The sequence below is a fragment of the Pseudovibrio sp. SCP20 genome (assembly GCF_057774105.1).
Genome location: NZ_JBYMDH010000001.1, coordinates 509,776 through 533,739, shown reverse-complemented (window position 1 = coordinate 533,739; position 23,964 = coordinate 509,776). Strand labels below are relative to the sequence as shown.

The following is a 23,964-nucleotide window of genomic DNA, read 5'->3' as shown; positions in this document are numbered from 1 at the left end:
ACTGCGCAGGTGGTGTTTTATCAGGCTGATGCGCCGAACTTTGCCTTGGCTTCAAGACGGCGTTTGTGCAGCACTGGTTCTGTGTAACCGCTTGGCTGGATGCGGCCTTTGAAGACCAGATCACATGCAGCCTGGAAGGCGACGGAGTTGTCGAAGTCAGGCGCCATGTTGTGGTAGGCTGGATCATCTGCATTCTGCTCATCCACCACAGCAGCCATGCGCTTCATGATCTCCAGCACCTGCTCTTCAGAGCAGACATTGTGGTGCAGCCAGTTGGCGATGTGCTGCGAGGAGATGCGGCAGGTTGCGCGGTCTTCCATCAAAGCCACGTTATGGATGTCCGGCACTTTGGAGCAGCCGACACCATGCTCTACCCAGCGCACAACGTAACCGAGGATGCCTTGTGCGTTGTTCTCGACTTCTGCCTGAATGTCTTCCGGTGTCCAGTTTGGATTGGTGGCAACCGGAATGGACAGGATGTCATCCAGCTTTGCAGGTTCGCGGGTAGACAGTTCTTCCTGCACGGCTGGCACACAGACCTGATGGTAGTGCATGGCATGCAGGGTTGCTGCGGTTGGCGATGGCACCCATGCGGTGTTGGCACCGGCTTTTGGATGGCCGATCTTCTGCTCCAGCATGGTGTGCATCAGGTCTGGCATAGCCCACATGCCTTTACCGATCTGTGCATGCTCGCGCAGACCACAGGCAAGGCCGGTGTCGACATTGTGGTTTTCATAGGCGCTGATCCATGTGGCTTGCTTCATGTCCGCCTTGCGGATCATTGGGCCAGCTTCCATGGAGGTGTGGATCTCATCACCGGTGCGATCAAGGAAGCCGGTGTTGATGAAGCATACACGGGACTTGGCAGCGCGGATGCACTCCTTGAGGTTGACCGTGGTGCGGCGTTCCTCATCCATGATACCCATTTTCAAGGTGTTGCGTGGCAGTTCCAAAACATGTTCCACGCGGCCAAACAGCTCGTCCGCAAAAGCGACTTCTTCCGGGCCGTGCATCTTTGGCTTCACGATGTAAACGGAGCCGGTTACGGAGTTCATGTTGCGCGCTGTTGCGCCTTCACGCAGACCGATATCGTGGATCGCGCAGAGGGACGTCACCATGGCGTCCATGATGCCTTCAAAGACCTCGTTACCGTCCTCATCAAGGATCGCCGGATTGGTCATGAGGTGACCGACGTTCCGCACCAGCATGAGGGAGCGGCCCTTCAGCGCCAGAGCATCGCCCTGTGCATCGGTATAGTGACGATCGCCATTCAAGGCACGGGTGAAGGTTTTGCCGCCTTTACTAACTTCTTCCTTAAGGCCGCCATTCATCAAGCCCAGCCAGTTGCGATAGGCCAGTGCTTTGTCTTCACCGTCGACAGCTGCAACAGAGTCTTCGCAGTCCATGATGGTGGAGATGGCGGATTCCAGAATGATATCGCTGATGCCTGCTTTGTCAGCAGCACCGATCGGGCTGGAGCGGTCAAACAGTACATCAAAGTGCAGGCCGTTTTTCTGCAGCAGGATGGACTTTGGCTCATCTTTGTCACCAGCATAGCCAACAAACCCGAGAGGATCCTGCAGGCCTGCCATGTCGCCGTTTTCCAACGTCAGAGCCAGTGAGCCGCCCATAATGGCGAACTCGGTGACATCAGCCCAGCTGCCTTCATCCAGAGGCAGAGCCTCATCCAGCTTCTTGCGGGCGTAGGCGATGACTTCTGCACCGCGTGCTTCGTCGTATCCGCCGGCCTGAGGTGTGGAGCCCATGGCATCGGTGCCGTAGAGCGCATCGTATAGGGAACCCCAGCGCGCATTGGCGGCGTTGAGGGCATAGCGCGCGTTCATGACAGGCACAACGAGCTGAGGACCGGCGATCTCTGCGATTTCCGGGTCGACGTTGGCTGTATCAACGTCGAAGCTTTCACCTTCCGGTAGCAGGTAGCCAAGTTCTTTGAGGAAGGTTTTGTAGGTTTCCAGATCAATCACACCCGGATTGGCTTTGTGCCAGTCGTCGATCTTGGTCTGGATGTCTTCACGGATCTGGAGCAGCTCGCGGTTACGTGGTGTCAGATCCTTGATGATCTGCGCGAAGCCTTCCCAGAACTGGTCGGATGCCACTCCGGTGCCCGGAAGAGCCTCCTTCTCTACGAAATTGTAGAGTTCCGGTGAAACCTGAAGTGATGCAACGCTTACTCTTTGCGACATGGGTCCCCCTCGTTTTGTCATTTTTAGCAGGATATGCCGTCACTTCCTGCCGCTGAGTTTTCCAGACCAGACCCTTGCAAATTCAATCTCAAGTTTCAATGCATCAATTCGTTACCGTACTGCTCAAAACACAGGTGATTGATTGGGTTGGTCGAGTACTCTTTAGTAAGGCTTTGATTTTGGTGGTATTTCGGCAGGTTTTGCAAGCAGCCATGGAAGACTGGTACATACTTGACGAAACCTCTACAGCCCTTGCGGAAAATAGCCTTGCATTTATTTGGGGCAAGGTGAAGTCTGTTTGCACCTTTCCTGCGGGTACTCCCACCCGCCTTTTGACAGTGAGTTTACATGCCTATCCTTAGTTCCCTGTACAGCAGACCGATGCTGCTTCTGGTGTTGACCACGCTCATGTGGAGCGGCAACGCAGTGGCAGGTCAGCTTGCGGTGGGACACGTGTCACCCATGGTGATCGTGTTTTTGAGGTGGGCGATTGTGGCCGGGCTGATGAGCATGATTGCATGGCGTGATCTTGTGGCTTCTTGGGAGCAGATCCGCCCTCATCTGATCAGCATCGCCCTGATGGCTGCCTTTGGGTTTTCTGGTTTTAACGGCCTCTTCTATCTGGCAGCTCACAACACCACCGCGGTGAACATGGGCATTTTGCAGGGCTCCATTCCGATGATCGTTGTGGTGGGGGCTTACTTCCTGTTTGGGTCCAAGGTGACGTTGATCCAATTCATTGGCATTCTACTGACCCTGCTTGGTGTGTTTGTTGTGGCCAGTCAGGGAAGCCTTGAGGTTCTGTTGAACCTGCACATCAATCCGGGTGACGCGTTGATGCTCGTGGCTGCTGTGTTTTACGCTGGCTATACGCTTGCGCTGCGCAACAGGCCCAAGGTGCCTGCGCTCGCCTTTTTTGCGGTGATGGCCTTTGTTGCGGCTTTGGTTTCCGTGCCGATGCTGGCGATTGAGTACAGTCAGGAAACTCTGGCATGGCCAACATTCCAAGGCTGGCTGGTTATTCTTTACATCTCCTTCTGCCCTTCCTTCCTCGCACAAATTTTCTATATGCGCGGGGTAGAGCTCATCGGCCCAAACCGGGCGGGCGTATTCGTCAATCTGGTGCCAGTGTTTGCTTCTGTGATGGCGATTATTCTGCTGGGTGAAGTGTTTGCATTCTACCACGGTGCGGCTTTGGCACTGGTGCTGGGTGGCATCTGGATTGCGGAGAAGTTCGCCTGGGAGAAGCGGTTCACAAAAGCCAAAGCCTGATCTTCGATAAGAGGATCGTTACAACATAACAGGTGCATTACTCACAGACTGCAAAGTCTACTGTTTTAGTAGACTTTGTTTTTGTGCTAAGTAACGCAAAAGTGTTGTTGTGTCGTGTTCAGCCACCTGTCAGCCAGACATGCACGCCTCGTAACTATAAGTTCCATCGCGCTCTTTGCCTAAATCCGATTATTACGGTGCCTCAAAAGCGCAATTGTACATCCAGAGGTTTGCGTTGGCTGTGTCTACCGGTCTTCCACCTACAGATATTCCCACCTCAGAGCATGCGGGCATTCCGGCGCGCTTTTCTGGGCTGATTGCTGCTGCTCATCCTGATGGGGGCGAGCTGGTTTCAGCGCGGGCAATCACTGCGCCTACTGAGCACGTGGTGGCGGCGGAACTGCGTGAGTTTTCTGGCTTTGACAGCAACTTTGCTCTGGTTGCCAAACACATGATCGACTTCATCAAGGAAGATCGGGGGGCCCCAACCACCAAGATTGCAGCCAGTCTTGCTCTGAAAACCATGTGTCAGACGTTGCTCAACCGGATTTCCGTGACCTACTTGCTGACCGGAAGAGCTCCACGCATTGATGAGCTGCGTTTCGTGCTGCATGGCAAAGGGCCTTGGGTTGAGGTGTTCTTTGACCCGCGTCTTTCAGAAGAAGATTTTGAGCTGAACCCGGATCAAGGTCCGGCGGAGCTGTTTGCGCTTTCCATTTGCCTTGAAGAAATCATTCAGGTCTTCCACCGTGAGCTGGGCCGACGGAAGGTGGCGCCTTCAGTATTTTATTCTACCGTTGCCATCTCGATCACATCACCGTTTCTAGTGCTGCGGCGTCACGGGGCCAAGCCCACTGATGTGGCCAGCATCATGCGGGCCTATCTGGCGAGCCTTGGGAAGAAGATCAATGGCGGGATTGTCTGGCGACAGCGCGAACATGAGGGGCGGATTGAGTATGCGCCGCGCCGCAAAGCCTGCTGCCTGAAGTATGTTCTGCCGTCCAAACCGCATTTGTGCTCGACCTGCTCGCGCAGCACTGAGACCACCTTCTTTGATGAGATCGAAGGCCCTGTGGGCGGCCATTCCTTGCCGGATGGCCGCTAGACCCAGCTTATTTGGTTGCAGTTTGCTTGCCGATGTCCGGCAGCGTCACAATACGGTTTCCGCGCAGATCACTCGCACAGATGATGAAACCCTGCTCTTCCATATGGGTGAGCAGCCAGCGAGCGCGGCCCGGTGAGCGGGTGCCGTAGGCTTTTGCGATCTCCAGATCTTCCGGGCATGGCTCGTCTGCAAACGCGGCTTTTGCCAGCAGCAGATAGACGCCGCGCATTTCTTCCGGAAGCTGTCCAGCGATGACCTCCGCCTGCTGCCAGTCGCCCTCTTCCACTTCCTTCTTGTCCACGCCAGCGCGGGCGACGGAGAGAAGTTTGCGGAACTTGGCGAGGTCCTGAGACTTCAGGCGCTCAATGCGGCAGCGGACCTGGAAATCCTGATAGAGCTGGGAAACCGGCGCGAAGGCCGCTTCCGGATCTTCGAGGATCTTGGCGATGATTTCCTGATATTGCTGGTTCTTTTCTTCCAAATTGAAGAGGTCTTCCGGCTCGGCTTCAACCACCTCTCTATGTTGCGCCTGCATGTTGCTGGCAGCGGTCTGGGAGAGCTGCAACATTACATCCTTTGCGGAAGGCGCAGCCACGCGGTTGTTGTGCAGCACCGGATCATTGTCAGACGCGGTGAAGATCAGTTCAGCCGCGGTTTCAACGGGCTGGCTAGGCATTGGCATCAGCTTTGGAGAACCACCACGGCTGCCGGTGACAACTTCACCGATCACCACTTTTTGCGGACGGCGGGTCATGGCAGGGCCGAGGGAGATGAACTGGCCACGTTCCAGATTTCGGAACTGTTCTGCCTGACGGCGATCCATACCCAAAAGGTCCGATGCACGGGCCATATCGATGTCAAGGAAGGTACGGCCCATCAGGAAGTTGGAAGCTTCCGCCGCCACGTTCTTGGCGAGCTTCGCCAGACGCTGGGTTGCGATGATGCCAGCCAGACCACGCTTACGGCCACGACACATGAGGTTGGTCATCGCCATCAGGGAAAGACGACGTGCTTCTTCACCGAAGTCACCCGAGGCGGCAGGTGCGAAGAGCTGTGCTTCGTCCACCACGACAAGGACAGGATACCAATACTGACGGTCGGAATCGAACAGGCCGTTCATGAAAGCCGCAGCAGCTTTGAGCTGTTTGTCCGGCTCCAGATGCTCCAGATTGAGCACTACAGAGATGCGGTGCTGGCGCACGCGGGCGGCGATCATGGTGAGTTCACGATCATTCATGGTCGCTTCAATCACCACGTGTCCGAACTCATCAGCCAGCGACACGAAGTCCCCTTCCGGATCGATCACAACCTGCTGAACCCAAGGCGCGCTCTGTTCCATAAGGCGACGCAGCAAGTGCGATTTACCCGAGCCGGAGTTCCCCTGGACGAGCAGTCGCGTGGCAAGCAATTCTTCAAGATCGACAACACTGGAGGTACCATGGGGAGTGACACCCATTTCGATGCTGACCGTCATTCAAAATCTCTTGTTGTGCCGTTTCAAGGCAGTGATTAACCGTGGTTCCGGCAATATCGGAGTGCTGGGAGGCGCACCAAAATCCATGATTCTTGCGGAAATAGCAAAGCCCGCAGTCGCGTTCTTTTGCTTTCCCACAAGTGGTCGGTGCGGCCATCAGACCAGCGCAATATTGGCAGTAAAGTCCTGAGAGCCAATGCCACATCTGAAGGATGGAGGCAATTGGATATGCCCGATTTCCAAGGGGCAACCCGCCCTGCTCTGTCAAATGCCCATATATTGACCAGTTTGCACAGTAGTTTCAGTTGAGTTGAGATGCTAAGGGCGGCATTATGTAGTTCAACATAGTTCGGGTGCATTCGGGGGGACAGCCTGCGCATGAGAATAGAGACCTACGCGGAAAAAGTGGCTGATGGCGTGATCCATGTTTTGGGAATTGCCTTTGGCGCAGCTGCTACCACTGCCTTTGTGATGGTTTTGTGGGCGGCTGACGACTATGCCCGCCAAATCAGCATTTACGTTTATACAGCCACACTTCTGGCCATGCTGATTTGTTCTGCGACCTACAACATCCTTGAAAAAGACAACAAGCTGGGTCTGCTCCGCCGCCTGGACCACTCCGCGATTTACTTCCTGATTGCAGGCACTTACACGCCGCTGTGCCTGATGGTGCTGGGCGGATGGCTTGGCATCTCCATGCTGGTTGGCATCTGGGTTTGCGCCATTGCGGGAGCGGCCATCAAGATCCTGCGTATGCGGCAGTTGGATAAGCTTGCTGTGCCGATTTATCTGGCGATGGGCTGGGTTGGTTTCTTCGCTGTTGTGCCGATTTACAACGAGCTTTCCGTCGCTGGCTTTACGCTGCTGGTGACCGGCGGCGGCCTCTACACTGTTGGGACACTGTTTTACATCTGGAAAAACCTGCCGTTCCAGAACGCCATCTGGCATGGTTTCGTGCTTTCTGCTGCGGCCTGTCACTTTGCCATGATCATGGTGGATGTGGCTCTGCCCGGACTGGCTTAACACCCCGTGATCCTTTGTGGGAGGGGCCATGCCCCTTCCCTGTCTGCTGGTTCAGACACTTCCCTCCGTCTCCACCACCAGCACACGCGCTTCGCCCTGCGGATGGGCAACATGTTCTGTGCCGATAGCGGCGAAAAAGATGTCTCCCGGCTGCATTATTGCGATGAGTTCTTCTCCCTCCTGCCGGTACTTCATCTCAACTGTACCATCCAGAACCACGAAGACCTCCTCTCCGTCGTTGATGTGCCATTTGTATGGTTTATCGATCCAATGCAGGCGCGTTGTGATGCCGTTCATGTTGGCGATGAGCTGTGCACCCCACGCCTTGTCTGCCGTAAAGTCAGAGCCTCTGATAATCGTTGTCATTGCGCCTTCCCCTCTCAAAACCACTCAGAAAGTTGGAGTCATCCTATTGATTTTAAGGGTTTAATATTTAACAGTGTAGTTTCAAATTCCGCCAATGTGACCTAGCTTTCTGCCAGAAGCCCTGGGTTTGCGTAGATCCCAGCTGTGTTTCAGCATTGGCATTTTTCATAGTGATATTTCTATTTCCCGGAGTTCTTCATGACAGATACTGCCCCGAACCTTGTTCCGGTCTTTGATGGCCACAACGATACGCTCCTCTCACTGGAGCGCCGGTCTCAGACGCCGAAGGAACGCAGTTTCTTTGAGGAGGCCAGCTACGATCACATTGATCTTCCGCGCGCGCGTAAAGGCGGGTTTGCCGGTGGTTTGTTTGCCATGTTCACCCCATCTGTCAGAGCCAAGCCGAAGGAAGGTGAAGAGGTCGACTTCAAGAGCCCTGAGCACTTCAAAACGGTGCCACAGAAGGAAGCGTTGGAATATACGCTGAAGCTTCTGGATATCGCTGAAGACCTGGAGGCAAAGGGCGACGGTGCGGTGAAGATCTGCCGGTCTACCGGTGCTATCAAGGAAGCGATGGATGCGGATCAACTGGCCATGGTGCTTCATGTTGAAGGGGCTGAGTGCATCGATAAGGACTTTGAAGCTCTTGAGCTACTTTATGAGCGCGGGCTTCGCTCTATTGGTCCTGTATGGAGCCGTGAGACGATCTTCGGCTATGGCGTGCCGATGGAGTTTGAGCATAGTCCAGACATTGGTCCGGGCCTGACTGAAGTTGGCAAGGAGCTGGTGCGTCAGTGTAATCAGCGTGGCATTCAGCTTGACGTTTCTCACCTGAACGAAAAGGGCTTCTGGGATCTGGCGAAGATCACTGACAAGCCTATCGTGGCGAGCCACTCCAACGTATTCAAGATCTGCCCGATGAGCCGCAACCTAACGGACAAGCAGCTGGATGCGATTGCGGAATCCAAAGGTCTGGTGGGCATCAACTTCGCTGTGTTCTTCCTGCGCCCTGACGGTCAGCTCAACCCGGATATGCCACTGGATGTGATCCTGCGCCATGCAGACTACCTGATCAACAAACTGGGTGAAGACGGGGTTGCTCTTGGCTCTGATTATGACGGTTGTCTGGTTGCCAAGGACATCAAGGATGTGGCTGGCCTGCCCAACCTGATCAATGCATTCCGCAAGGCTGATTTCGGTGAAGAGCTTATCGCCAAGATTGCTCACAAAAACTGGATCAGTGTGCTGGAGCGCGCTGGGATTTAAGCAAAACTCATAGTGGATGGCCTTTCTAACAAGCGTGCGCTTAGATTGGCCATCCGGTGAGCGGTTTTAGTTCCTTCAGCACAAAGTTGCTCTCCATGGCTTTGATGCCCGGCAAGCGCCGCAGAGTGTTCATGGAGAACTCTGCATAAGCGTCCAGGTCCTCACAGACAACCTGAAGCACGAAGTCCACTCCGCCACCGACAGAATAGCAGGCAATGACCTGCTCAAGCTTCAGCACTGCTTCTTCAAACTCGACGGCTTGTTCCACATTGTGTGCATCAATCTGGATGGTGACAATGACAAGTACACCAAAGCCGAGGGTTCGGCGATCCAACCGAGCTGAGTAGTCGCTGATCACACCTTCCTGTTCCAGCCGTCTGACACGCCTCCAACACGGCGATGTGGACATACCAACCTTTTCGGCAAGCTCTGTGTTGGAGAGACGCCCTTCCTTCTGAAGAACTCGCAGGATCTTCTTATCTGCGGCATCTAACTGAACAGCCTGCTTTTGCGTTGCATTCTTCGCCAACGACATTCTCCATTTCAGGTAGAAACCACCTAATTAGATGCAGATACAGGTAGACCCTACCGATTTGATACTCATTACCGGTCAAAATAGATCAGATCGCCTCTACTCGTCCAGATACTATCCTGTGAACAGGAGGTAGTATGTTTATGAGTCAAATCGAAAAGCAACCGTTGCGAGGTGAGCAGGATTTGCGGCTTGCTGTTGTGGTGGATCCTGACTTGCCCGTTGGCTTGCTCGCCAACACTGTGGGCGCCATATCTGTCGGGATCGGAACTGAGAATGCAGGGCTTGGTGGTGTCACCCTCACAGACGGCGACGGCGCATCTTTCAAGAACAGTGCAGATCGTCCTGTGCCCATTCTTCAGGCCAATGGCGATCAGATGCGCGTGGTCCTGGAGAAGTCTGCTGCACGCCTTGATGAGATGACACTGGTTGTCTTTCCTGCTTTTGCCAGATCCATTCATACGTTCGCAGACTATGAAGCGCTGGTGCCGACACAGGCCCTTAAGAGCGAGAAGATCGATGGGATCGGGCTTTGTGGCCCCAGCAAACTGGTGCGATCACTGGTTGGGTCATTACAGCTGCTGAGGTAAACCTCAGAGGATTAAAGCAAAAACCCCGGCGCATGGCACCGGGGTTTTCTTATTTCAGAAGCTCTGATTGTCTAGCTTATGCTGGCTTCAGAGCCGCCGCTGCAAGCAATTCTTTGGTGTAGTCTTCTTTCGGGCTGGAGAAGATCTCTTCTGCTAGTCCCTTTTCAACCACTTCACCTTTCTGCATCACCATCACGGTGTCGGACATGGCGCGAACCACTGCCAGATCGTGTGAGATGAAGAGATAGGTCAGACCATGCTCTTTCTGTAGATTACGCAGAAGCTCCACCACCTGCTTCTGTACGGTACGGTCCAATGCGGAGGTTGGTTCGTCCAGTACAACAAGCTTTGGATTGAGGATCATAGTGCGTGCAATCGCGATACGCTGACGCTGACCACCGGAGAACTCGTGTGGGTAACGGTTGCGCATTGCCGGATCCATGGACACTTCTTCAAGCGCCTGGATCGCCCGTTGATCACGCTCTTTCGCTGAGAGCTGAGGCTCGTGCACCAGCAGACCTTCGGTGATGATCTGGCCCACGGTCATACGCGGAGACAGGGAACCGAATGGATCCTGGAAGATCAGCTGCATTTCTTTACGAAGCGGCTGCATCTTCTTTTTGGTTGCACCGGTGATGTCGTTACCGAGGTAAACAACACGACCACCTGCGGTTGGCAGAAGCTGAAGCACAGCACGGCCCAGAGTGGACTTACCGGAACCGGATTCACCCACGATACCGAGGGTCTGGCCCTCACGCACTTCCATGGAAATGTCGTTTACAGCGCGCAGAACGTGGTTTGGCTTGAGGAAACCTGTTTCGGTTTCAAACTCAACGCGCACGTCCTTTGCATCCAGAACAATCGGGTTGCTATCAGGTACAACAGCTTTAGAACCGGTTGGCTCTGCATCCAGCAGCATCTTGGTGTAGTCGTGTTGTGGGTTACCAAAGATCTCTTTGGTGTTGCCCTCTTCAACAACTTCACCAGACTTCATCACGTACACACGGTCGGAGATGCGCTCAACGATACCCAGATCGTGGGTGATGAACACAACTGCCATGCCGAGGCGTTTCTGAAGGTCTGCCATCAGCTCAAGAATTTGAGCCTGCGTGGTCACGTCGAGCGCAGTGGTTGGCTCGTCTGCGATCAGGATATCCGGATCGTTTGCGAGCGCCATTGCGATCATGACACGCTGACGCTGACCGCCAGACATCTCGTATGGGTATGCTTTCACCTTACGAGCTGGCTCAGGAATGCCAACGAGTTCGAGCAGTTCAACCGCGCGTTTCTTCGCGGTTGCCCAGGTGTACTCACCGTGCTCAACCATAGGCTCACAGAGCTGACGCTCGATGGTGTAAAGCGGATCCAGAGAGGTCATCGGCTCCTGGAAGATCATGGTGACTTTTGCACCACGGATCTTGTTGAGCTTGCGAATGGAGGAGCCGAGGATGTTGTTGCCACGGTAACGGACTTCACCATGAGTGATGCCGTTGCCTGCCAACAGACCCATGGCTGCCATCATGGTCTGGGATTTACCAGAACCAGATTCACCCACAATTGCGACGGTCTCGCCGGAATCCACGTGGATGTTCACGCCTTTAACCGCGTGAACCATGCCGGTGTTGGTTTCGAAATCAACTTTCAGGTTGTCGATTTCGAGAACAGTGTTTTCGTTAATCTTGCTCATTCTGCCCTCTTATCGATCCTTAGGGTCAAGCGCATCGCGCAGACCGTCGCCGATGAAGTTCAGCGCGAACAATGTTGAGGTGAGGAAGATTGCCGGGAACACCAGCATCCAAGCTGCACCTTGCAGGTTACGCGCACCTTCGGAGATCAACACACCCCAAGAGGTCATTGGTTCCTGAACACCAAGGCCCAGGAAGGACAGGAAGCTTTCCAGCAGGATCACTTTTGGTACCAGCAAGGTCATGTAAACAACCACTGGGCCAAGAGTGTTTGGAATGATGTGACGCTTCAGAATACCGCCACCTTCAACACCCATAGCTTCTGCTGCCTGAACGTATTCCTGACGTTTGATAGACAGGGTCTGACCGCGAACAATACGCGCCATATCCAGCCATTCCACCGCGCCCACGGCGATGAACATCAAGATGAAGTTACGTCCAAAGAACACAACAAGCATGATCACGAAGAAGATGAATGGCAGTGAGTAGAGGATGTCTACCACACGCATCATCACCAGATCGACTTTGCCGCCGAAGTAACCGGAAGCTGCCCCCCAGAACACGCCGATGCTGATCGCAACGAAGGTTGCCAGCAGACCGATGGTCAGGGACACACGACCTGCAATCAACGTACGGGTGAGCATGTCACGGCCGTTTGCATCGGTACCGAAGTAGAAGTGCATGTACTGAATATCAGCAGTTACAGTTGCGCTCTTCTTGTCAGCAGAGATGTTGGTGATTGCAGCGCTTTCGAACAGGTCGGAACGGTCGAAGTAACGTGCGTACCGTTCATCCAGCTTACGGCGGGATGTGACGGTTGCAGTCACCTTGCCATCGGTCAGCTCATAGCTTTCGACGGTCATACGAGCGCGCTTTACGATCTTTTCAAAAGCTGGCTGGATCTCATCTTGCTTCGGATAAGCTTCCAGGCTCGCAGGTGTCTTCACGTAGTCGCGATAAACCTGATCATATGGGTGCGGAGACAGCATTGGGCCAATGATGGACAGCAGTGTGATCACTGCCAGCACGATCAAAGAGGTCACTGCTGCTTTGTTTGCGAGAAGACGATCACGGGCGTCATCCCACAGCGAGCGGCCCATTTTTGGGGCTTCTGTCAGCTGGTCGGAGGTAACACTCATAAACTACGTCCTCAGTCAAAACGCACGCGAGGATCAAGCATTGCGTAAAGCAGATCCACGATGAGGTTGAAGATAATGACGAAACAGGCGACGACCACTACGGTACCCATAACGAGTGTGTAGTCACGGTTCAGAGCGCCCTGTACGAAGTAACGTCCAATGCCCGGAATACCGAAGATGGTTTCGATAACCACGGAACCAGTCAGCAGAGCTGCAGCTGCAGGGCCGAGGTAGGAAACAACCGGCAGGATCGCGCCACGCAGAGCGTGAACGACAACGACGGTGTATCCGGAAAGGCCGTAGGCGCGTGCAGTACGGACGTGGTTGGAACGCAGTGCTTCGATCATGGAACCACGGGTCAGGCGTGCAACAACAGCAATCTGCGGAAGAGCCAGTGTTACGACAGGCAGAACCATGTTGACGAAGGCGCCCCCGCCCCAGCCCCCAACAGGAAGCCAGCCATAATGAACACCCAATATGAGTGTCAGAATTGGTGCCACAACAAAGTTCGGGATGGTCACCCCGAGTGTCGCAACGGCCATCACAGAGTAGTCGACGCCTTTATTCTGGCGTAGTGCTGCGATAACCCCCAAAAACCCACCAACAGCCAAGGCAAGTGCCAGTGCGGAAAGACCGAGCTGCATGGAGATTGGAAGACTTTGGGCGAAAAGTTCATTGATCGAGAAATCTCGGAAGAAGAAACTTGGACCAAAATCACCGGACAATACGCTCTTGAGATAAATGAGGTACTGTTCCCAAAGAGGTTTGTCCAAATTGTAAATCTTGTTCAGGTTCTCCATGACCTTTGCTTCCAGCGGACGTTCCAGATCGAACGGGCCACCTGGCGCTACGCGCATAAGGAAGAAGGAAATGGTAATGATCAAGAACAAGGTCGGTATCGCGCTGAGCAATCTGCTCAGGACATAGCGTAACATGGGCCTTGCTTCTCCAGTTGTTTATCGTTTTTATTTACCGATAGTTCACAAAAATGCCAGCCATGAGCTATCCTGCATGACTGGCATTTTCTGTCGCGTTAAAGATTACTTGTTAATCTTGACGAAGCGGCTTGGATGCACGTCCAACAGGTTGGATTCGAAACCAGAAACCTTATCGGAAACAAGGTTCTTGGAGCCGTAGTACATCAAAGGCAGGAATGGCAGGTCACGCATGAAGATAGTTTCAGCTTTCTTCAGGATTTCTGCGCGCTTTTCAAGGTCAACAGTTACTGCTGCTTCGTCCATGAGTGCATCGTACTCAGGGTTTTCGTAGCGAGCGTAGTTGAAGCCGGTGTTGTCGCTTTCGGTCATGAACAGGAAGTTCTGTGGGTCGGAGTAGTCACCGATCCAACCTGCACGAGCAACGTCGAAATCACCACGGTCACGCAGGTGTGCGTAGTGGGTCTTGGTGTCAGTGTTCAGCATGGACACTTCAACGCCAAGAGGCTTCCACATGTCTGCGATCGCAACAGCAGTGTTCTTGTGGTTCTCAGAGGTGTTGTAACGGATTTCAACCTTCAGAGGGTTGCTCTCGTTGTAACCTTTGGACTCAAGAATTTTCTTAGCTTCTTCTTCACGGTCGAGCAGGTCAGTTTCTGCCCAGGAAGAGTATGCTGGTTCGCCGTAGTTATCGATTCCTGGAGGCACGAGGGAGTATGCAGCAACCATGGTGCCGCCCCAGATGTCTTCTGCCAGGAACTCACGGTCGATTGCCATGGACAGAGCCTGACGTACATCAGGGTCTTTCATAGCTTCGGATTCGTGGTTCAGCGCGTAGTAGTAGGTGCCCAGGTAAGGCGCTACTTTGAACTGGTCGCCCAGCTCACTACGGATGAATTCGATCTGCTCCAGTGGAGCGTCGTTGTTGGTGTCCAGTTCGCCAGCCTGGAAGCGACGAAGAGCTGCGCCACGGTCTTCAGTTGGGTAGAACTTAACTTTGTCCAGAGCAACGTTTGCTGCATCATGGAAGTGTGGGTTCTTAACTGCGGTCACTGCATCGTTAGGAACGAAGCTGGACAGTACGAATGCGCCGTTGGTTACGATGTTTTCTGGCTTAACGAAGTCAGAACCGTACTTTTCAACGGATGCAGGGTGTACTGGAAGACCGGACTGGTGCGCCAGAAGCTGGATGAAGTAAGGTGTTGGAGCGTGCAGCTTGATTTCAAGGGTCTTGTCATCAATTGCTTTAACGCCGAGCTTCTCACCTTCCATGTCGCCTTTGTTAACGGCTTCGGAATTCAGGATTGGATAGAGAACGTTTGCGTATTTCGCACCGGTCATTGGGTTCATGATGCGGCGCAGAGAGTAAACGAAGTCACCAGCAAGAACTGGGTCGCCGTTTGACCATTTCGCGTCGTCACGCATCTTGAATGTGTATGTCAGACCATCGTCAGAAACAGTCCAGCTTGCCGCCGCGCCAGGGATGATTTCGCCCTTCGCGTTGTAAGCAACAAGACCTTCGTAAAGATCACGCAGGATGTGAGCTTCGTAGGTAGTAGATGTCTTATGCTGGTCAAGAGTTTCCGGGTCAGCGGAGTTACCACGGTTGTAAACGGTTTCAGCCGCAGCAGATAGCGAAGTAGCAGCTACAAGAGCTGCAGCTAGCGCTGACATACGAATGGACTTGATCATACAGATCTCCCCTCTCCTCAAGTTACATTCCGCCAGATTTGGAGACTGGCAGTTCGCAGCAACATTTCACTGTTGCGTTATTATAGCAAGTGTCGAGGGATCAAAATTTCCTCGCAATCGGAGATTATTTTAATCTCTTATTTGAATAATAAACGTTTATGGAATTATTATTTCTAAACTTAGCTCAAATGCGAACTTTTATTTCAAGTTCCGTTGCTGAATCTTTTCCAATCGCGTCACTATGACGCTCGAGGTTTGTCGCCCCCATTTTTTCACAGGCGTGGCAAAAAACTTTAACCTCGGCTCATTTGTGGTAGAGCACTAGCAACAAATCTACTCCTAGCGTTGAAATGCGCTGCTTCAGGAATCTGGAAAGACTGGCTTAATGGCACCACCGCTTCTTCATGTGCGAGACATACACCTTAACTTTGGGACGACCCCTCTTCTTTCGGGTGCAGAGTTGCAAGTCGGGGAAGGCGAGCGGATCTGCTTAGTTGGTCGGAACGGGTCTGGCAAGTCGACACTGCTGAAAATTGCCGCCGGGCTCACAGAGCCGGATAAGGGGGAGTACTTTTTGCAGCCAGGGAGGACAATTCGCTACCTGCCGCAAGAGCCTGACCTTTCGGGGTATCCAACCGTGCTTGCCTACGCAGAAGGTGGACTGGCACCGGGCGATGATCAATACCGGGCAAAATACTTATTGGAGATTTTGGGCCTGACCGGGGATGAAGATCCGGCGACGCTTTCTGGTGGGGAGGCAAAACGGGCGGCGATTGCGCGGGCGCTGGCGCCGGAGCCGGACATTTTGCTGCTGGATGAGCCGACCAACCATCTGGACCTTCCCGTGATTGAATGGCTGGAATCTGAGCTGAAGCAGATGAAGTCTGCCATTGTTCTGATCTCGCACGACCGTCGCTTTCTGGAAAACCTGTCTCGCGTAACCTACTGGATCGACAGGGGGATCTCCCGCCGTATGGACCAGGGGTTTGCCAAGTTTGAAGAGTGGCGGGACAAGGTCTTTGAAGAGGAAGAAAAAGAGCAGGCGAGGCTGAACGAGAAGATCCGGCAGGAAGAGCATTGGATGGTTTATGGCGTGACGGCGCGTCGTAAGCGGAACATGCGCCGGGTGCGGGAGTTGGCTGAGCTGCGTCAGAAGCGCAAGGAGCATAAGGGCCCGCAGGGCACCGTGAAGATGGCTGCCACTGAGGGGGATATCTCCGGCAAGCTGGTTTCTGAAGCCAAGGGCGTCGGCAAGACCTACGAAGAGCGCCCGATCGTCAAGAATTTCTCCACCCGCATTTTGCGCGGAGACCGGATCGGCTTTGTGGGGCCGAACGGTGCTGGCAAGACCACCTTGCTCAAAATGCTGACCGGTGAGCTGGCTCCGGATACGGGCACTGTGCGCCTTGGTGCCAACCTGCAGATGATCACGCTGGACCAGAAGCGCGAGAAGCTTGACCCGAATGACACGCTCGTCAACGCCATGACAGGTGGCAGCGGGGACATGGTTATTCTGGGCGACACCTCCAAGCATGTCATGAGTTATCTCAAGGACTTCCTGTTCAAGCCGGAGCAAGCGCGTACCCCTGTGCGTGTGCTTTCTGGTGGGGAACGGGGACGCTTGTTGCTGGCGCGTGCACTGGCTGCGCCTTCCAATCTGATGGTGCTCGATGAGCCGACCAACGATCTGGACCTTGAAACGCTGGACCTGTTGCAGGAGCTGATTTCTGATTATCCCGGCACTGTTCTGCTCGTGAGCCACGACCGTGATTTCCTTGATCGCATTTGTACCAGCGTGATCACCATGGAAGATGAGAGCGGCAACTGGGGTGAGTATGCGGGCGGTTACACCGATATGGTCCGCCAGCGCGGTGAAGGGGTGCAGGCGCGTAAAGCGGCCAAAGCCGGTAAGCCGGCGAAGGAGGATAAGTCCCCTGCTCCTGTTGCTGCGAAGAAGGAGGATAAGAAGTCTGGCCTCAATTTCACGCAGGCGCACCGTCTGAAAGCCATTCCGGGTGAGATGGAAAAGCTGGAAGCGAAAATTGCTAAGGCTCAGAAGGAGTTAGAAGACCCGAACCTGTTTTCCACCAATCCGGATCGTTTTCATAAAGTGACGAACGCGATCGGGAAGTTTCAGGAGGAGCTTGGCGCGCTGGAAGAAGAGTGGCTGGAGCTGGAGATGCTGGCCGACGAGGGCTAACTCTCTCTTATCAATAGAGTATTTCAAAAGGCTTCGGAGCGATCCGGAGCCTTTTTTTGCGTTGCGTTGTTTTGTGCGTTCAATTGCGTTCTTCAGGGAATTTCTGCGTTCTTCCCGAAACGGTCACGTAGTACCCGATCAGACCTTATCCCCCTGCGCGGGCTTACTCATCGTGGTCAATCAGGTGCGTACCATGGGTGATAGCGCTGCTTGCGCGGATGGCCGCAGCGATGAAAACCACTTCGGCGAGCTCTGCATCGGTGGCGCCACAGACCTTGGCGTTCTCGCGGTGGATCTCGATGCAATACGGGCACTGGGTGGTGAGGGCGGCGGCGAGTGAAATGAGCTGCTTGTTCTTTTTGGAAATCGCACCGTCAGACATGGCCTCCGCATTGAAGGCGATAAACATCTTCCATGATTTCCCGGTGGCCAAAGAATTGAACTTCTTCAGCTTGCGCATATTGTCCATGGAGAACATTGGCATGGGCGACCTTCCGGTTGGCTCAGGTGTTTCCCGGCAATTAAAACAGGCTGCGCTTAATAACTGCCGATGAAACCCGTTCAGCTTTAATCAGGATCAGATGGGTCGCTTTCACTCTTTATTTTTGAAGAGGCCGCGGGCGCTATTTTTGAAGAGGCCGCAGGCGCTATTCTCGAAGAGGCCGCGGGCGCTGTTTTGTGGTGGGCGTCCGGCAGTTCAATCTTTCTTGCGCGGCTGTCTGAACTTCAGGAACTTGCCGACAATGATTGCGGTGAGCACGACCATGTAGAACTGTCCTGCCAGCCCAACAATCATGGCGGCTTTTCGGGCGATAGGCGTTAAGGGCACGATGTCGCCGTAACCGATGGTCATCAGGGTGATGAAGGCGGCGTACATGAGCGCTTCTTCCTGCGAGCGGGTCTCTATGTTTTCAATGGGCAGGCCTTTGAAGGAACCCGGGTGCATGTGCTCTATAAGTATAAAGAGAAAGAACGAGACCATGCCGATGGAGATGTAGCCGCTGAGCACGCCCAGTACGACCCGGTAGTTTTCTTCTTGTGTGACCAGCATTTCGTCAATCAGCACAATGGCGACCACCGCATGAAAGGCAAAGTAGATGGCGATCTGCGGGACCAGCGGGTCAATTGTTGGGAAGATGGGCGTATCCAGAAACGCCAGCACCAGCGAGCAGCCCAGCAGGACAGCCACCAGCCGGAAGAACTGCGTCTTCTTGAGTGTGATCAGCATACCGGTGGCGATGTTGAAGATGTAAAACGCGCTGAACACATGGGCTTCCAGCGTCTGCCCCGGCAGGATCAATGACCCGAACATGAGCATCATCTGGCTGAAGAGAAACACCTCAACCCGATGATTAAACAGATCCTTCAACCGCTTCGACCGCACCGGTAGCCCCAGGTTCTTCGTTATTTACGGTCAATTTTCGCAAATGACTGCTAAAAAATGGGAAATCCTGAGGGTGGGGTAGCCCATGGTTTTTGGGAGGGGGAAGTTTACTTCAATTCCGAAACGCTAGTTTCGATGCATCATAATCAATAAAGGCTTCGTAGACAAAAGCATTCAGCGGGTCGATGGAGTTGACCAATTTGAAACCATTTACATTGTCAAAGCTTGCTAGCCCAAGCTTTAAAAATAATGTGGACACAACCCGCCCCACCCAAAGCATATACATCTCGTCAGCTTTCCTACTCAATGCTTCAGGTAAATTAAAATGAGGGACAGACTGAACTTCCTCAGATAAACGAAATGGCCGATGACAAAGCTTCATGGCATCTCGCTGTTCAAATTGATACTTGGTATAATAAACAGCTGCAATCAACTCATTGTCAGACACAGCAGTACTATCAAAATTGACAGCAAGTGGATGCCAAGGACGCCATGATGTAATGAAGGTGTGTGACATATGTGATGGTTCCATCACTCCCAACTTGGCTAAGACATCACACACATCGCCAGTCCAATTGTCTTCACCATGATTACAAACTGCGCGGTCATTAGGTACCAACTTATCTGGCCAATATCCTGACATATCTTCGCATTGCTGAAATACCCATAATGCAAGGACATAGACCAAAAGTTCTGATTTAATTGGAGCTCCTTCAACGAGCTTAGAAATATCGCGAACTGTCATAACTATCGGATTATTCAAGATCTCACCTCACGAAAACACACACCGTTTTGTTCATCGCCTGTGCAACCAATATTCAAGAGCTAGTGTTCCAGACACCTATCTCGCACCAAAATCTGGCTTCATATTAGAGATTTCCTAAGACAATTTTCCAACCGCACCTTGCCAGCCTAAACGTTAAGTCGATTACGTTTTATTGGCGCGAGAGTTCCCACTTCAAAGTCAAGCTAACGCACACCTTTTAAAGAGCACTCCACCACATGTACAACTCATGGTATTATGCTACCTGCATATTAATTATGTATTATGGGAACCCGCTGGGAATGAACTCTTTTAAAAGCACCGAAAACGTCACAGTAGTTTTACGTCGCCAAATTCCTCCACGTTTTGATGAAGCACCGCGCTCTTGGTTAGGTGGGCAGCCAATGATGCCGGAAGATGTGCAATGGCCGCGCTCGGTATCACATGAAGAACCTGAGGCAGGTGAGGTTCCACTTCACTTTCTCGCTCAAATCTGCTGCCAAGATTTACCCAAGAACTTGTGGGGAGGTCTCGGACCGAGAGAGGGGTGGCTTTTGTTCTTTCTACACCCCAATGAGAGTTTACCGCGCACTCCAGACTCTTTTAAGATCTTGCATACACGAGAGCTCGGCTCCATACGCCAGCTTCCAGAAGATTTAGGTCCTGTCGATACTGGCGACTATTCAGGAGGAAGATATAAAAACTTACTTACAGGAGAACAGATACCGCCCGTTTGGAGACGATGGCCAGTCGATCTTATCGTGTTCCCAAATCAAACAACAAAGGTTGGAGGATATACTCGAACTACGCCTACAAATTTTGCTCAAGTGTTATACGGGGGATCCTCAATACTTAACGAGCACTACCCAGAAGTTCCTGAGCCTTTTACAAACCGGATGGCAGTTTCGGTCTTAGAAAAAATCAAGGCAAACCTCGAGCGAAGGTATATCAGCGAAGTCGAAGAAATTTCATTACCCGAGCATGTCGAGCAGAAGATTAAAGACCAAAGCTTTCTCAAAGAAATGAAGATGGAGTTAGCGAAGGTAAAAGAGATTATTGCCCAATCAGGTACCCCAAAATCTCAAGTTGATAACTCCCTAAAGATACAAGCTGAACTGAAACGAGCGACATTACGTCGAGATTTACTGACTCGTCAAATTGAGTTCATAGAAAAATATCCCAACGTAAGAAAAATTACTAACTATTTACTACTATCTCAGTATCGAAAACAGGAATGGTGCGAGGTAGGTATCGATTTACTATCAACTGAAATACAGAAGCTATCTGAAAAAGATCTAGATGATGATCTGCCAGCAAATAATTGGTCTTCTCTCAAAAAACGCTTAAAAAAACACAAGCACTCTTCCTGGCAGGTAGGTCAGCGTAGGGTTTCTCGCGGCAATTACACAATTGACCTCTTTGAGTTCAATCACTCTTATTGGACATTATTCATGCCAAGAAACTCTGATCTTTGGGAGTACGTAACTCAGTATTACACAGATCCAAAATTTCACCATCTCGTACCCACTGCAGTTAGACAATATTTCGAACCTTGGTGGCGGCAACTCGATGAAGGTCGACCTCACCGAATGGGGGGATTTCATGATGGAATACAAACAGACCCATTCGACAGACAGGCAGATGAACTGCTCCTCATGCAGATTGTAACTGATGTTGCGATGAACTGGCATTGGGGTGATGGAGGGGCGTATTACTTCTGGATTAATCCGACTCATCTCTCAAACAACAATTTTTCACAAGTCGAAGCAGAGTTCGAGGGAGCTTGATGAACAGTTGTGACAACCTTTTCTTCAGCGCCAATCTCCCGTTGAAAGGCTCCCGGCAATCTCGCAATCCACACCCTTGGCAGAAGTGCCGATTTGACAAGTTGGGTGTTTCATTCCACATTCATGTGTGAGGCTTCACAACCTCTATACAAGCGGTTACCGCTCCCGTAACTAGCGGATTTTTTGTGCCTTTTTTCTGGAAGGGCGCAAACCCTTTGCTATGAGCGGGAGGACGGTGAATACAACACTTCCTTCGGGAAGGAATAAGCCTGCCTGCCTTGTATCAGGTTGTGAACCTCCCGCTCGCCAGTGGGCCGTCACAAGCCCTTCTGATGTGCGGATCTTCAACTGCCGTATACAAGGGGCATTGAAATGACCAGTTCCGCCTGCGCATGTCGCGCCACAAATACTTTCCAAAATGAAATTGACGAAGTGATCGTCGCTGCATCTGATTTGCAGAACCTTGCCTATATGCAACAGCTGTTGCTGAGCGAGCGGATGCAGGACAGCTGTGAGCGAGATGCTTTGTTCACTTTGCACTATGCCTTCCGCGACCGCTTGGAAGCGCTTCAAAAAAGCTGCGGACATATTTTTGAGGCGTACTCCTCCTCGAACACTGCCAGCAGTTTTCAGGAGTACGCCCGGGAGCAGGTCGCTCATCCGCAGCCCAAAAGCACAACAGTGCCGTTTCCAGACAAAGCCGGTTCCTGACGCTCTCAGGCAATCGGCTTTTTTAGTGATCATGCGATCATCGTGATGGGCTGACCATCGCGCAGGTCTCGTGCAGGATCACTGTGCTTAAGCGTTTGATACACACGTATCACACGCTTTGGTGCCTGAGGTGAAACGCACTTACACCCCGCATCTCGCCAAGGGTGCCCTGCTGGTCTGCGGTGCTGTTGTGGCATTCGCAGGCCAGCATCTGTTGATGCCGCATGTGGGATGCAAACATAGCAAGATTTGCAAAGCTCGCGAGTGAGGCATGGCCTAGGGTGATGGGGCTTTTTCCTTCCCAAGCGAGCTGTGCCCTTTATGTATTACTGTTTGTTTTCGCCGTGTATTTTCATTAGTCCGGCCCCAAAAACTGCCTGTGCTTTTGCAGGGAATGCTGTACGTTCTCCTCAGGCGTGGGAGGCTGGTTATGCGGCATGAGGCTTTGCAGAAGAACATCTATACGCAGCGGATCAACCGGGCGATGGATTATATTGAGCGCAACATCTGCGAGGAGCTTTCGCTGGCGCAGATTGCGGATGCGGCCTGTTTTTCTCCCTATCACTTTCACCGCATTTTCCGGGCTATGACCGGGGAGACGGTGAACCAGTTCACCAGTCGCTTGCGGGTTGAGAAAGCGGCGCGGCGGCTGAAGCAGAACCCGTCGATTTCCATTACGGATGCGGCGCTGGATATGGGCTTTGCCTCCCCTTCTACCTTTGCGCGCTCGTTTCAGGCGCGGTTTGGCATGCCTGCCAGCCAATGGCGGCGGGATGCGACAGCCTCGGTTGAGGCGCGGGCCAATGAGACCATGGTTCTGGAGCGGCCACGGTCCGGTTTGGTGGCGGACAAGGTGGAAGTGGGCAAGCTGGAGCCACGCACGGTGGCTTATGTGCGGCGCACCGGCAACTTTCAGGAGCGGCCTGAGATTTTTGGTGAGGCCTTCGGCACGCTGATGGCGTGGGCTGGTCCGCGGGGGCTGGCGCATGGGGCGGAGATGATGTGTCTGTTCCACGATGATCCGCAGGTGACTGATGCGGAGCTGATGCGTTTCAGCTCCTGCCTGACCTTGCGCGGGCCAGCGGATGTGGAAGGTGAAGTGGGCAAGATGGTGGTTGGCGGCGGGCGTTATGCCTGCGGGCATTTCGTGATCACCCATGATCAATCGCAGGCGGCGTGGGAGTACATGTTCGGCGACTGGTTGCCTCTGAGCGGGTATGAGCCGGAAAACATCCCCTGCTTCCAGCTGTACCCATCCATGACCGGTGAGATGGGGCCGCATGAAGTGGTGATCTGCATTCCGGTGCGGCCGCTTTCTTAAGCCGGTTGTGCGCAAGTTGCGTCTGCGGTTTATCGCGGGGTTAAGAGGCGTGGCCTTAGGTTCCGGTGGTGTTGGCTGGTTCGCGAGAGGGTCATGGTCTTCGGCTGGATATTCAGGCGCCTGTTGTTCTATCGCCTCCTGACCCTGTGCAGGATGTGGGGCTTCTACCTGTCCCTGCTGCTATGGGCGCGCAAGGGGCTGTATCTGGGGCTGCTGGCTGGCGTGCTGATGACGGCACTAACGTTTGCTTATGCTCTCGGGATCTACTGGGTTACGGATTGGGTCTACGGCCAGTCGGAGGGCTATCTGCTGGCCGAGATAAGCTGCTGGCTGCTGTGGTTTCCGCTGGTGTGGATGGCCGCACTGGACACGCAGCTCTACATGGTCTGCCTGCGCACACCGAACCAGAGAGTACTCGGCAACCTGCTTTCCACCTGGGCCTATGAGGAGAAGTTTCTGGCGCATCTGAACATGGTGCGCGAGAAGGCTGGGCGATGATGAGCGCTGAGGAACGG

At 53.1% G+C, this 23,964-nt stretch carries 22 protein-coding genes; 11 read left to right on the top strand and 11 right to left on the bottom strand.

From position 1 onward, the window contains the following. Nucleotides 1–20: 20 nt before the first annotated feature. On the bottom strand, nucleotides 21–2,204 hold the full coding sequence (locus AC3CB2_RS02475) for a malate synthase G (protein WP_352931108.1): 2,184 nt from the start codon (nucleotides 2,202–2,204) through the stop codon (nucleotides 21–23). A gap of 74 nt (nucleotides 2,205–2,278) precedes the next feature. On the opposite strand from AC3CB2_RS02475, the gene AC3CB2_RS02470 reads away from it, so the two are divergent. From AC3CB2_RS02470 to AC3CB2_RS02460, 3 genes are all read left to right on the top strand, one after another. Continuing rightward, entirely contained in the window at nucleotides 2,279–2,566 is a 288-nt protein-coding gene (locus AC3CB2_RS02470; RefSeq protein WP_352931110.1) for a hypothetical protein, read from the top strand. 19 nt (nucleotides 2,567–2,585) lie between these two features. Next, nucleotides 2,586–3,476 carry a DMT family transporter gene (locus AC3CB2_RS02465; RefSeq protein ID WP_352931763.1) on the top strand — a complete coding sequence of 297 codons (891 nt, stop codon included), beginning with the start codon at nucleotides 2,586–2,588 and terminating at the stop codon, nucleotides 3,474–3,476. Between the two features lie 241 nt (nucleotides 3,477–3,717). Continuing rightward, nucleotides 3,718–4,581 (top strand): hypothetical protein, encoded by an 864-nt coding sequence (locus AC3CB2_RS02460; RefSeq protein WP_352931764.1) that lies wholly within the window; start codon nucleotides 3,718–3,720, stop codon nucleotides 4,579–4,581. 7 nt (nucleotides 4,582–4,588) lie between these two features. On the opposite strand, the gene AC3CB2_RS02455 is transcribed toward AC3CB2_RS02460, so the two are convergent. Then, entirely contained in the window at nucleotides 4,589–6,055 is a 1,467-nt protein-coding gene (locus tag AC3CB2_RS02455) for a helicase HerA domain-containing protein (RefSeq protein ID WP_352931112.1), read from the bottom strand. 378 nt (nucleotides 6,056–6,433) lie between these two features. Between AC3CB2_RS02455 and trhA the strand changes: the two genes are divergently transcribed. Further along, complete coding sequence (gene trhA / locus AC3CB2_RS02450) at nucleotides 6,434–7,078, top strand: PAQR family membrane homeostasis protein TrhA (protein WP_352931114.1); 645 nt, start codon at nucleotides 6,434–6,436, stop codon at nucleotides 7,076–7,078. A 51-nt stretch (nucleotides 7,079–7,129) separates the two neighbouring features. Here trhA and AC3CB2_RS02445 read toward each other — a convergent pair whose 3' ends face one another. Continuing rightward, on the bottom strand, nucleotides 7,130–7,444 hold the full coding sequence (locus AC3CB2_RS02445) for a cupin domain-containing protein (protein ID WP_352931116.1): 315 nt from the start codon (nucleotides 7,442–7,444) through the stop codon (nucleotides 7,130–7,132). Between the two features lie 198 nt (nucleotides 7,445–7,642). Between AC3CB2_RS02445 and AC3CB2_RS02440 the strand changes: the two genes are divergently transcribed. After that, nucleotides 7,643–8,710 carry a dipeptidase gene (locus AC3CB2_RS02440; protein ID WP_352931118.1) on the top strand — a complete coding sequence of 356 codons (1,068 nt, stop codon included), beginning with the start codon at nucleotides 7,643–7,645 and terminating at the stop codon, nucleotides 8,708–8,710. 40 nt (nucleotides 8,711–8,750) lie between these two features. On the opposite strand, the gene AC3CB2_RS02435 is transcribed toward AC3CB2_RS02440, so the two are convergent. Next, nucleotides 8,751–9,245, bottom strand: coding sequence for an Lrp/AsnC family transcriptional regulator (locus AC3CB2_RS02435; protein ID WP_352931120.1), 495 nt, complete (start codon nucleotides 9,243–9,245; stop codon nucleotides 8,751–8,753). A gap of 140 nt (nucleotides 9,246–9,385) precedes the next feature. On the opposite strand from AC3CB2_RS02435, the gene AC3CB2_RS02430 reads away from it, so the two are divergent. Next, nucleotides 9,386–9,832: a DUF2000 domain-containing protein gene (locus tag AC3CB2_RS02430; protein ID WP_352931766.1), complete on the top strand. Its 447-nt coding sequence runs from the start codon at nucleotides 9,386–9,388 to the stop codon at nucleotides 9,830–9,832. A 76-nt stretch (nucleotides 9,833–9,908) separates the two neighbouring features. Here AC3CB2_RS02430 and AC3CB2_RS02425 read toward each other — a convergent pair whose 3' ends face one another. The 4 genes from AC3CB2_RS02425 to AC3CB2_RS02410 form a co-directional block, all read right to left on the bottom strand. Next, nucleotides 9,909–11,519: an ABC transporter ATP-binding protein gene (locus AC3CB2_RS02425; RefSeq protein ID WP_083416550.1), complete on the bottom strand. Its 1,611-nt coding sequence runs from the start codon at nucleotides 11,517–11,519 to the stop codon at nucleotides 9,909–9,911. 9 nt (nucleotides 11,520–11,528) lie between these two features. Beyond that, the gene (locus AC3CB2_RS02420) at nucleotides 11,529–12,656 is read right to left on the bottom strand and encodes an ABC transporter permease subunit (protein ID WP_014285051.1); all 1,128 of its coding nucleotides are present in this window, start codon (nucleotides 12,654–12,656) and stop codon (nucleotides 11,529–11,531) included. Nucleotides 12,657–12,667: 11 nt separating this feature from the next. Beyond that, on the bottom strand, nucleotides 12,668–13,591 hold the full coding sequence (gene oppB, locus AC3CB2_RS02415) for an oligopeptide ABC transporter permease OppB (RefSeq protein WP_008549535.1): 924 nt from the start codon (nucleotides 13,589–13,591) through the stop codon (nucleotides 12,668–12,670). Nucleotides 13,592–13,696: 105 nt separating this feature from the next. Beyond that, a complete protein-coding gene (locus tag AC3CB2_RS02410) occupies nucleotides 13,697–15,283 on the bottom strand; it encodes a peptide ABC transporter substrate-binding protein (protein ID WP_008549809.1) in 1,587 nt (528 codons plus the stop codon). Between the two features lie 385 nt (nucleotides 15,284–15,668). On the opposite strand from AC3CB2_RS02410, the gene AC3CB2_RS02405 reads away from it, so the two are divergent. Then, nucleotides 15,669–17,483 carry an ABC-F family ATP-binding cassette domain-containing protein gene (locus tag AC3CB2_RS02405; protein ID WP_352931123.1) on the top strand — a complete coding sequence of 605 codons (1,815 nt, stop codon included), beginning with the start codon at nucleotides 15,669–15,671 and terminating at the stop codon, nucleotides 17,481–17,483. Nucleotides 17,484–17,646: 163 nt separating this feature from the next. Here AC3CB2_RS02405 and AC3CB2_RS02400 read toward each other — a convergent pair whose 3' ends face one another. The 3 genes from AC3CB2_RS02400 to AC3CB2_RS02390 form a co-directional block, all read right to left on the bottom strand. Then, nucleotides 17,647–17,967 (bottom strand): carboxymuconolactone decarboxylase family protein, encoded by a 321-nt coding sequence (locus tag AC3CB2_RS02400; protein WP_008549612.1) that lies wholly within the window; start codon nucleotides 17,965–17,967, stop codon nucleotides 17,647–17,649. Nucleotides 17,968–18,180: 213 nt separating this feature from the next. Then, nucleotides 18,181–18,867: a potassium channel family protein gene (locus tag AC3CB2_RS02395; protein WP_008549642.1), complete on the bottom strand. Its 687-nt coding sequence runs from the start codon at nucleotides 18,865–18,867 to the stop codon at nucleotides 18,181–18,183. Between the two features lie 112 nt (nucleotides 18,868–18,979). Beyond that, nucleotides 18,980–19,612 carry a hypothetical protein gene (locus AC3CB2_RS02390; RefSeq protein WP_352931125.1) on the bottom strand — a complete coding sequence of 211 codons (633 nt, stop codon included), beginning with the start codon at nucleotides 19,610–19,612 and terminating at the stop codon, nucleotides 18,980–18,982. 320 nt (nucleotides 19,613–19,932) lie between these two features. Between AC3CB2_RS02390 and AC3CB2_RS02385 the strand changes: the two genes are divergently transcribed. The 4 genes from AC3CB2_RS02385 (at nucleotide 19,933) to AC3CB2_RS02370 (ending at nucleotide 23,947) form a co-directional block, all read left to right on the top strand. Further along, nucleotides 19,933–21,417 carry a DUF1963 domain-containing protein gene (locus tag AC3CB2_RS02385; protein ID WP_352931127.1) on the top strand — a complete coding sequence of 495 codons (1,485 nt, stop codon included), beginning with the start codon at nucleotides 19,933–19,935 and terminating at the stop codon, nucleotides 21,415–21,417. A gap of 372 nt (nucleotides 21,418–21,789) precedes the next feature. Then, nucleotides 21,790–22,128 (top strand): hypothetical protein, encoded by a 339-nt coding sequence (locus tag AC3CB2_RS02380; RefSeq protein ID WP_352931129.1) that lies wholly within the window; start codon nucleotides 21,790–21,792, stop codon nucleotides 22,126–22,128. A gap of 430 nt (nucleotides 22,129–22,558) precedes the next feature. Further along, the gene (locus AC3CB2_RS02375) at nucleotides 22,559–23,449 is read left to right on the top strand and encodes an AraC family transcriptional regulator (protein WP_352931130.1); all 891 of its coding nucleotides are present in this window, start codon (nucleotides 22,559–22,561) and stop codon (nucleotides 23,447–23,449) included. A gap of 93 nt (nucleotides 23,450–23,542) precedes the next feature. After that, nucleotides 23,543–23,947, top strand: a complete 405-nt coding sequence (locus AC3CB2_RS02370) for a hypothetical protein (protein ID WP_352931132.1) — start codon at nucleotides 23,543–23,545, stop codon at nucleotides 23,945–23,947. The last annotated feature ends 17 nt before the right edge of the window (nucleotides 23,948–23,964 follow it).

Bases quoted from the DNA above. Each gene is read 5' to 3' on its own strand.
- AC3CB2_RS02475 (WP_352931108.1), bottom strand. From the start codon at position 2,204: ATGTCGCAAAGAGTAAGCGTTGCATCACTTCAGGTTTCACCGGAACTC.
- AC3CB2_RS02465 (WP_352931763.1), top strand. From the start codon at position 2,586: ATGCTGCTTCTGGTGTTGACCACGCTCATGTGGAGCGGCAACGCAGTG.
- AC3CB2_RS02455 (WP_352931112.1), bottom strand. From the start codon at position 6,055: ATGACGGTCAGCATCGAAATGGGTGTCACTCCCCATGGTACCTCCAGT.
- trhA (WP_352931114.1), top strand. From the start codon at position 6,434: ATGAGAATAGAGACCTACGCGGAAAAAGTGGCTGATGGCGTGATCCAT.
- AC3CB2_RS02445 (WP_352931116.1), bottom strand. From the start codon at position 7,444: ATGACAACGATTATCAGAGGCTCTGACTTTACGGCAGACAAGGCGTGG.
- AC3CB2_RS02440 (WP_352931118.1), top strand. From the start codon at position 7,643: ATGACAGATACTGCCCCGAACCTTGTTCCGGTCTTTGATGGCCACAAC.
- AC3CB2_RS02435 (WP_352931120.1), bottom strand. From the start codon at position 9,245: ATGTCGTTGGCGAAGAATGCAACGCAAAAGCAGGCTGTTCAGTTAGAT.
- AC3CB2_RS02430 (WP_352931766.1), top strand. From the start codon at position 9,386: ATGAGTCAAATCGAAAAGCAACCGTTGCGAGGTGAGCAGGATTTGCGG.
- AC3CB2_RS02425 (WP_083416550.1), bottom strand. From the start codon at position 11,519: ATGAGCAAGATTAACGAAAACACTGTTCTCGAAATCGACAACCTGAAA.
- AC3CB2_RS02420 (WP_014285051.1), bottom strand. From the start codon at position 12,656: ATGAGTGTTACCTCCGACCAGCTGACAGAAGCCCCAAAAATGGGCCGC.
- oppB (WP_008549535.1), bottom strand. From the start codon at position 13,591: ATGTTACGCTATGTCCTGAGCAGATTGCTCAGCGCGATACCGACCTTG.
- AC3CB2_RS02410 (WP_008549809.1), bottom strand. From the start codon at position 15,283: ATGATCAAGTCCATTCGTATGTCAGCGCTAGCTGCAGCTCTTGTAGCT.
- AC3CB2_RS02405 (WP_352931123.1), top strand. From the start codon at position 15,669: ATGGCACCACCGCTTCTTCATGTGCGAGACATACACCTTAACTTTGGG.
- AC3CB2_RS02400 (WP_008549612.1), bottom strand. From the start codon at position 17,967: ATGCCAATGTTCTCCATGGACAATATGCGCAAGCTGAAGAAGTTCAAT.
- AC3CB2_RS02390 (WP_352931125.1), bottom strand. From the start codon at position 19,612: ATGACAGTTCGCGATATTTCTAAGCTCGTTGAAGGAGCTCCAATTAAA.
- AC3CB2_RS02385 (WP_352931127.1), top strand. From the start codon at position 19,933: ATGAACTCTTTTAAAAGCACCGAAAACGTCACAGTAGTTTTACGTCGC.
- AC3CB2_RS02380 (WP_352931129.1), top strand. From the start codon at position 21,790: ATGACCAGTTCCGCCTGCGCATGTCGCGCCACAAATACTTTCCAAAAT.
- AC3CB2_RS02375 (WP_352931130.1), top strand. From the start codon at position 22,559: ATGCGGCATGAGGCTTTGCAGAAGAACATCTATACGCAGCGGATCAAC.
- AC3CB2_RS02370 (WP_352931132.1), top strand. From the start codon at position 23,543: ATGGTCTTCGGCTGGATATTCAGGCGCCTGTTGTTCTATCGCCTCCTG.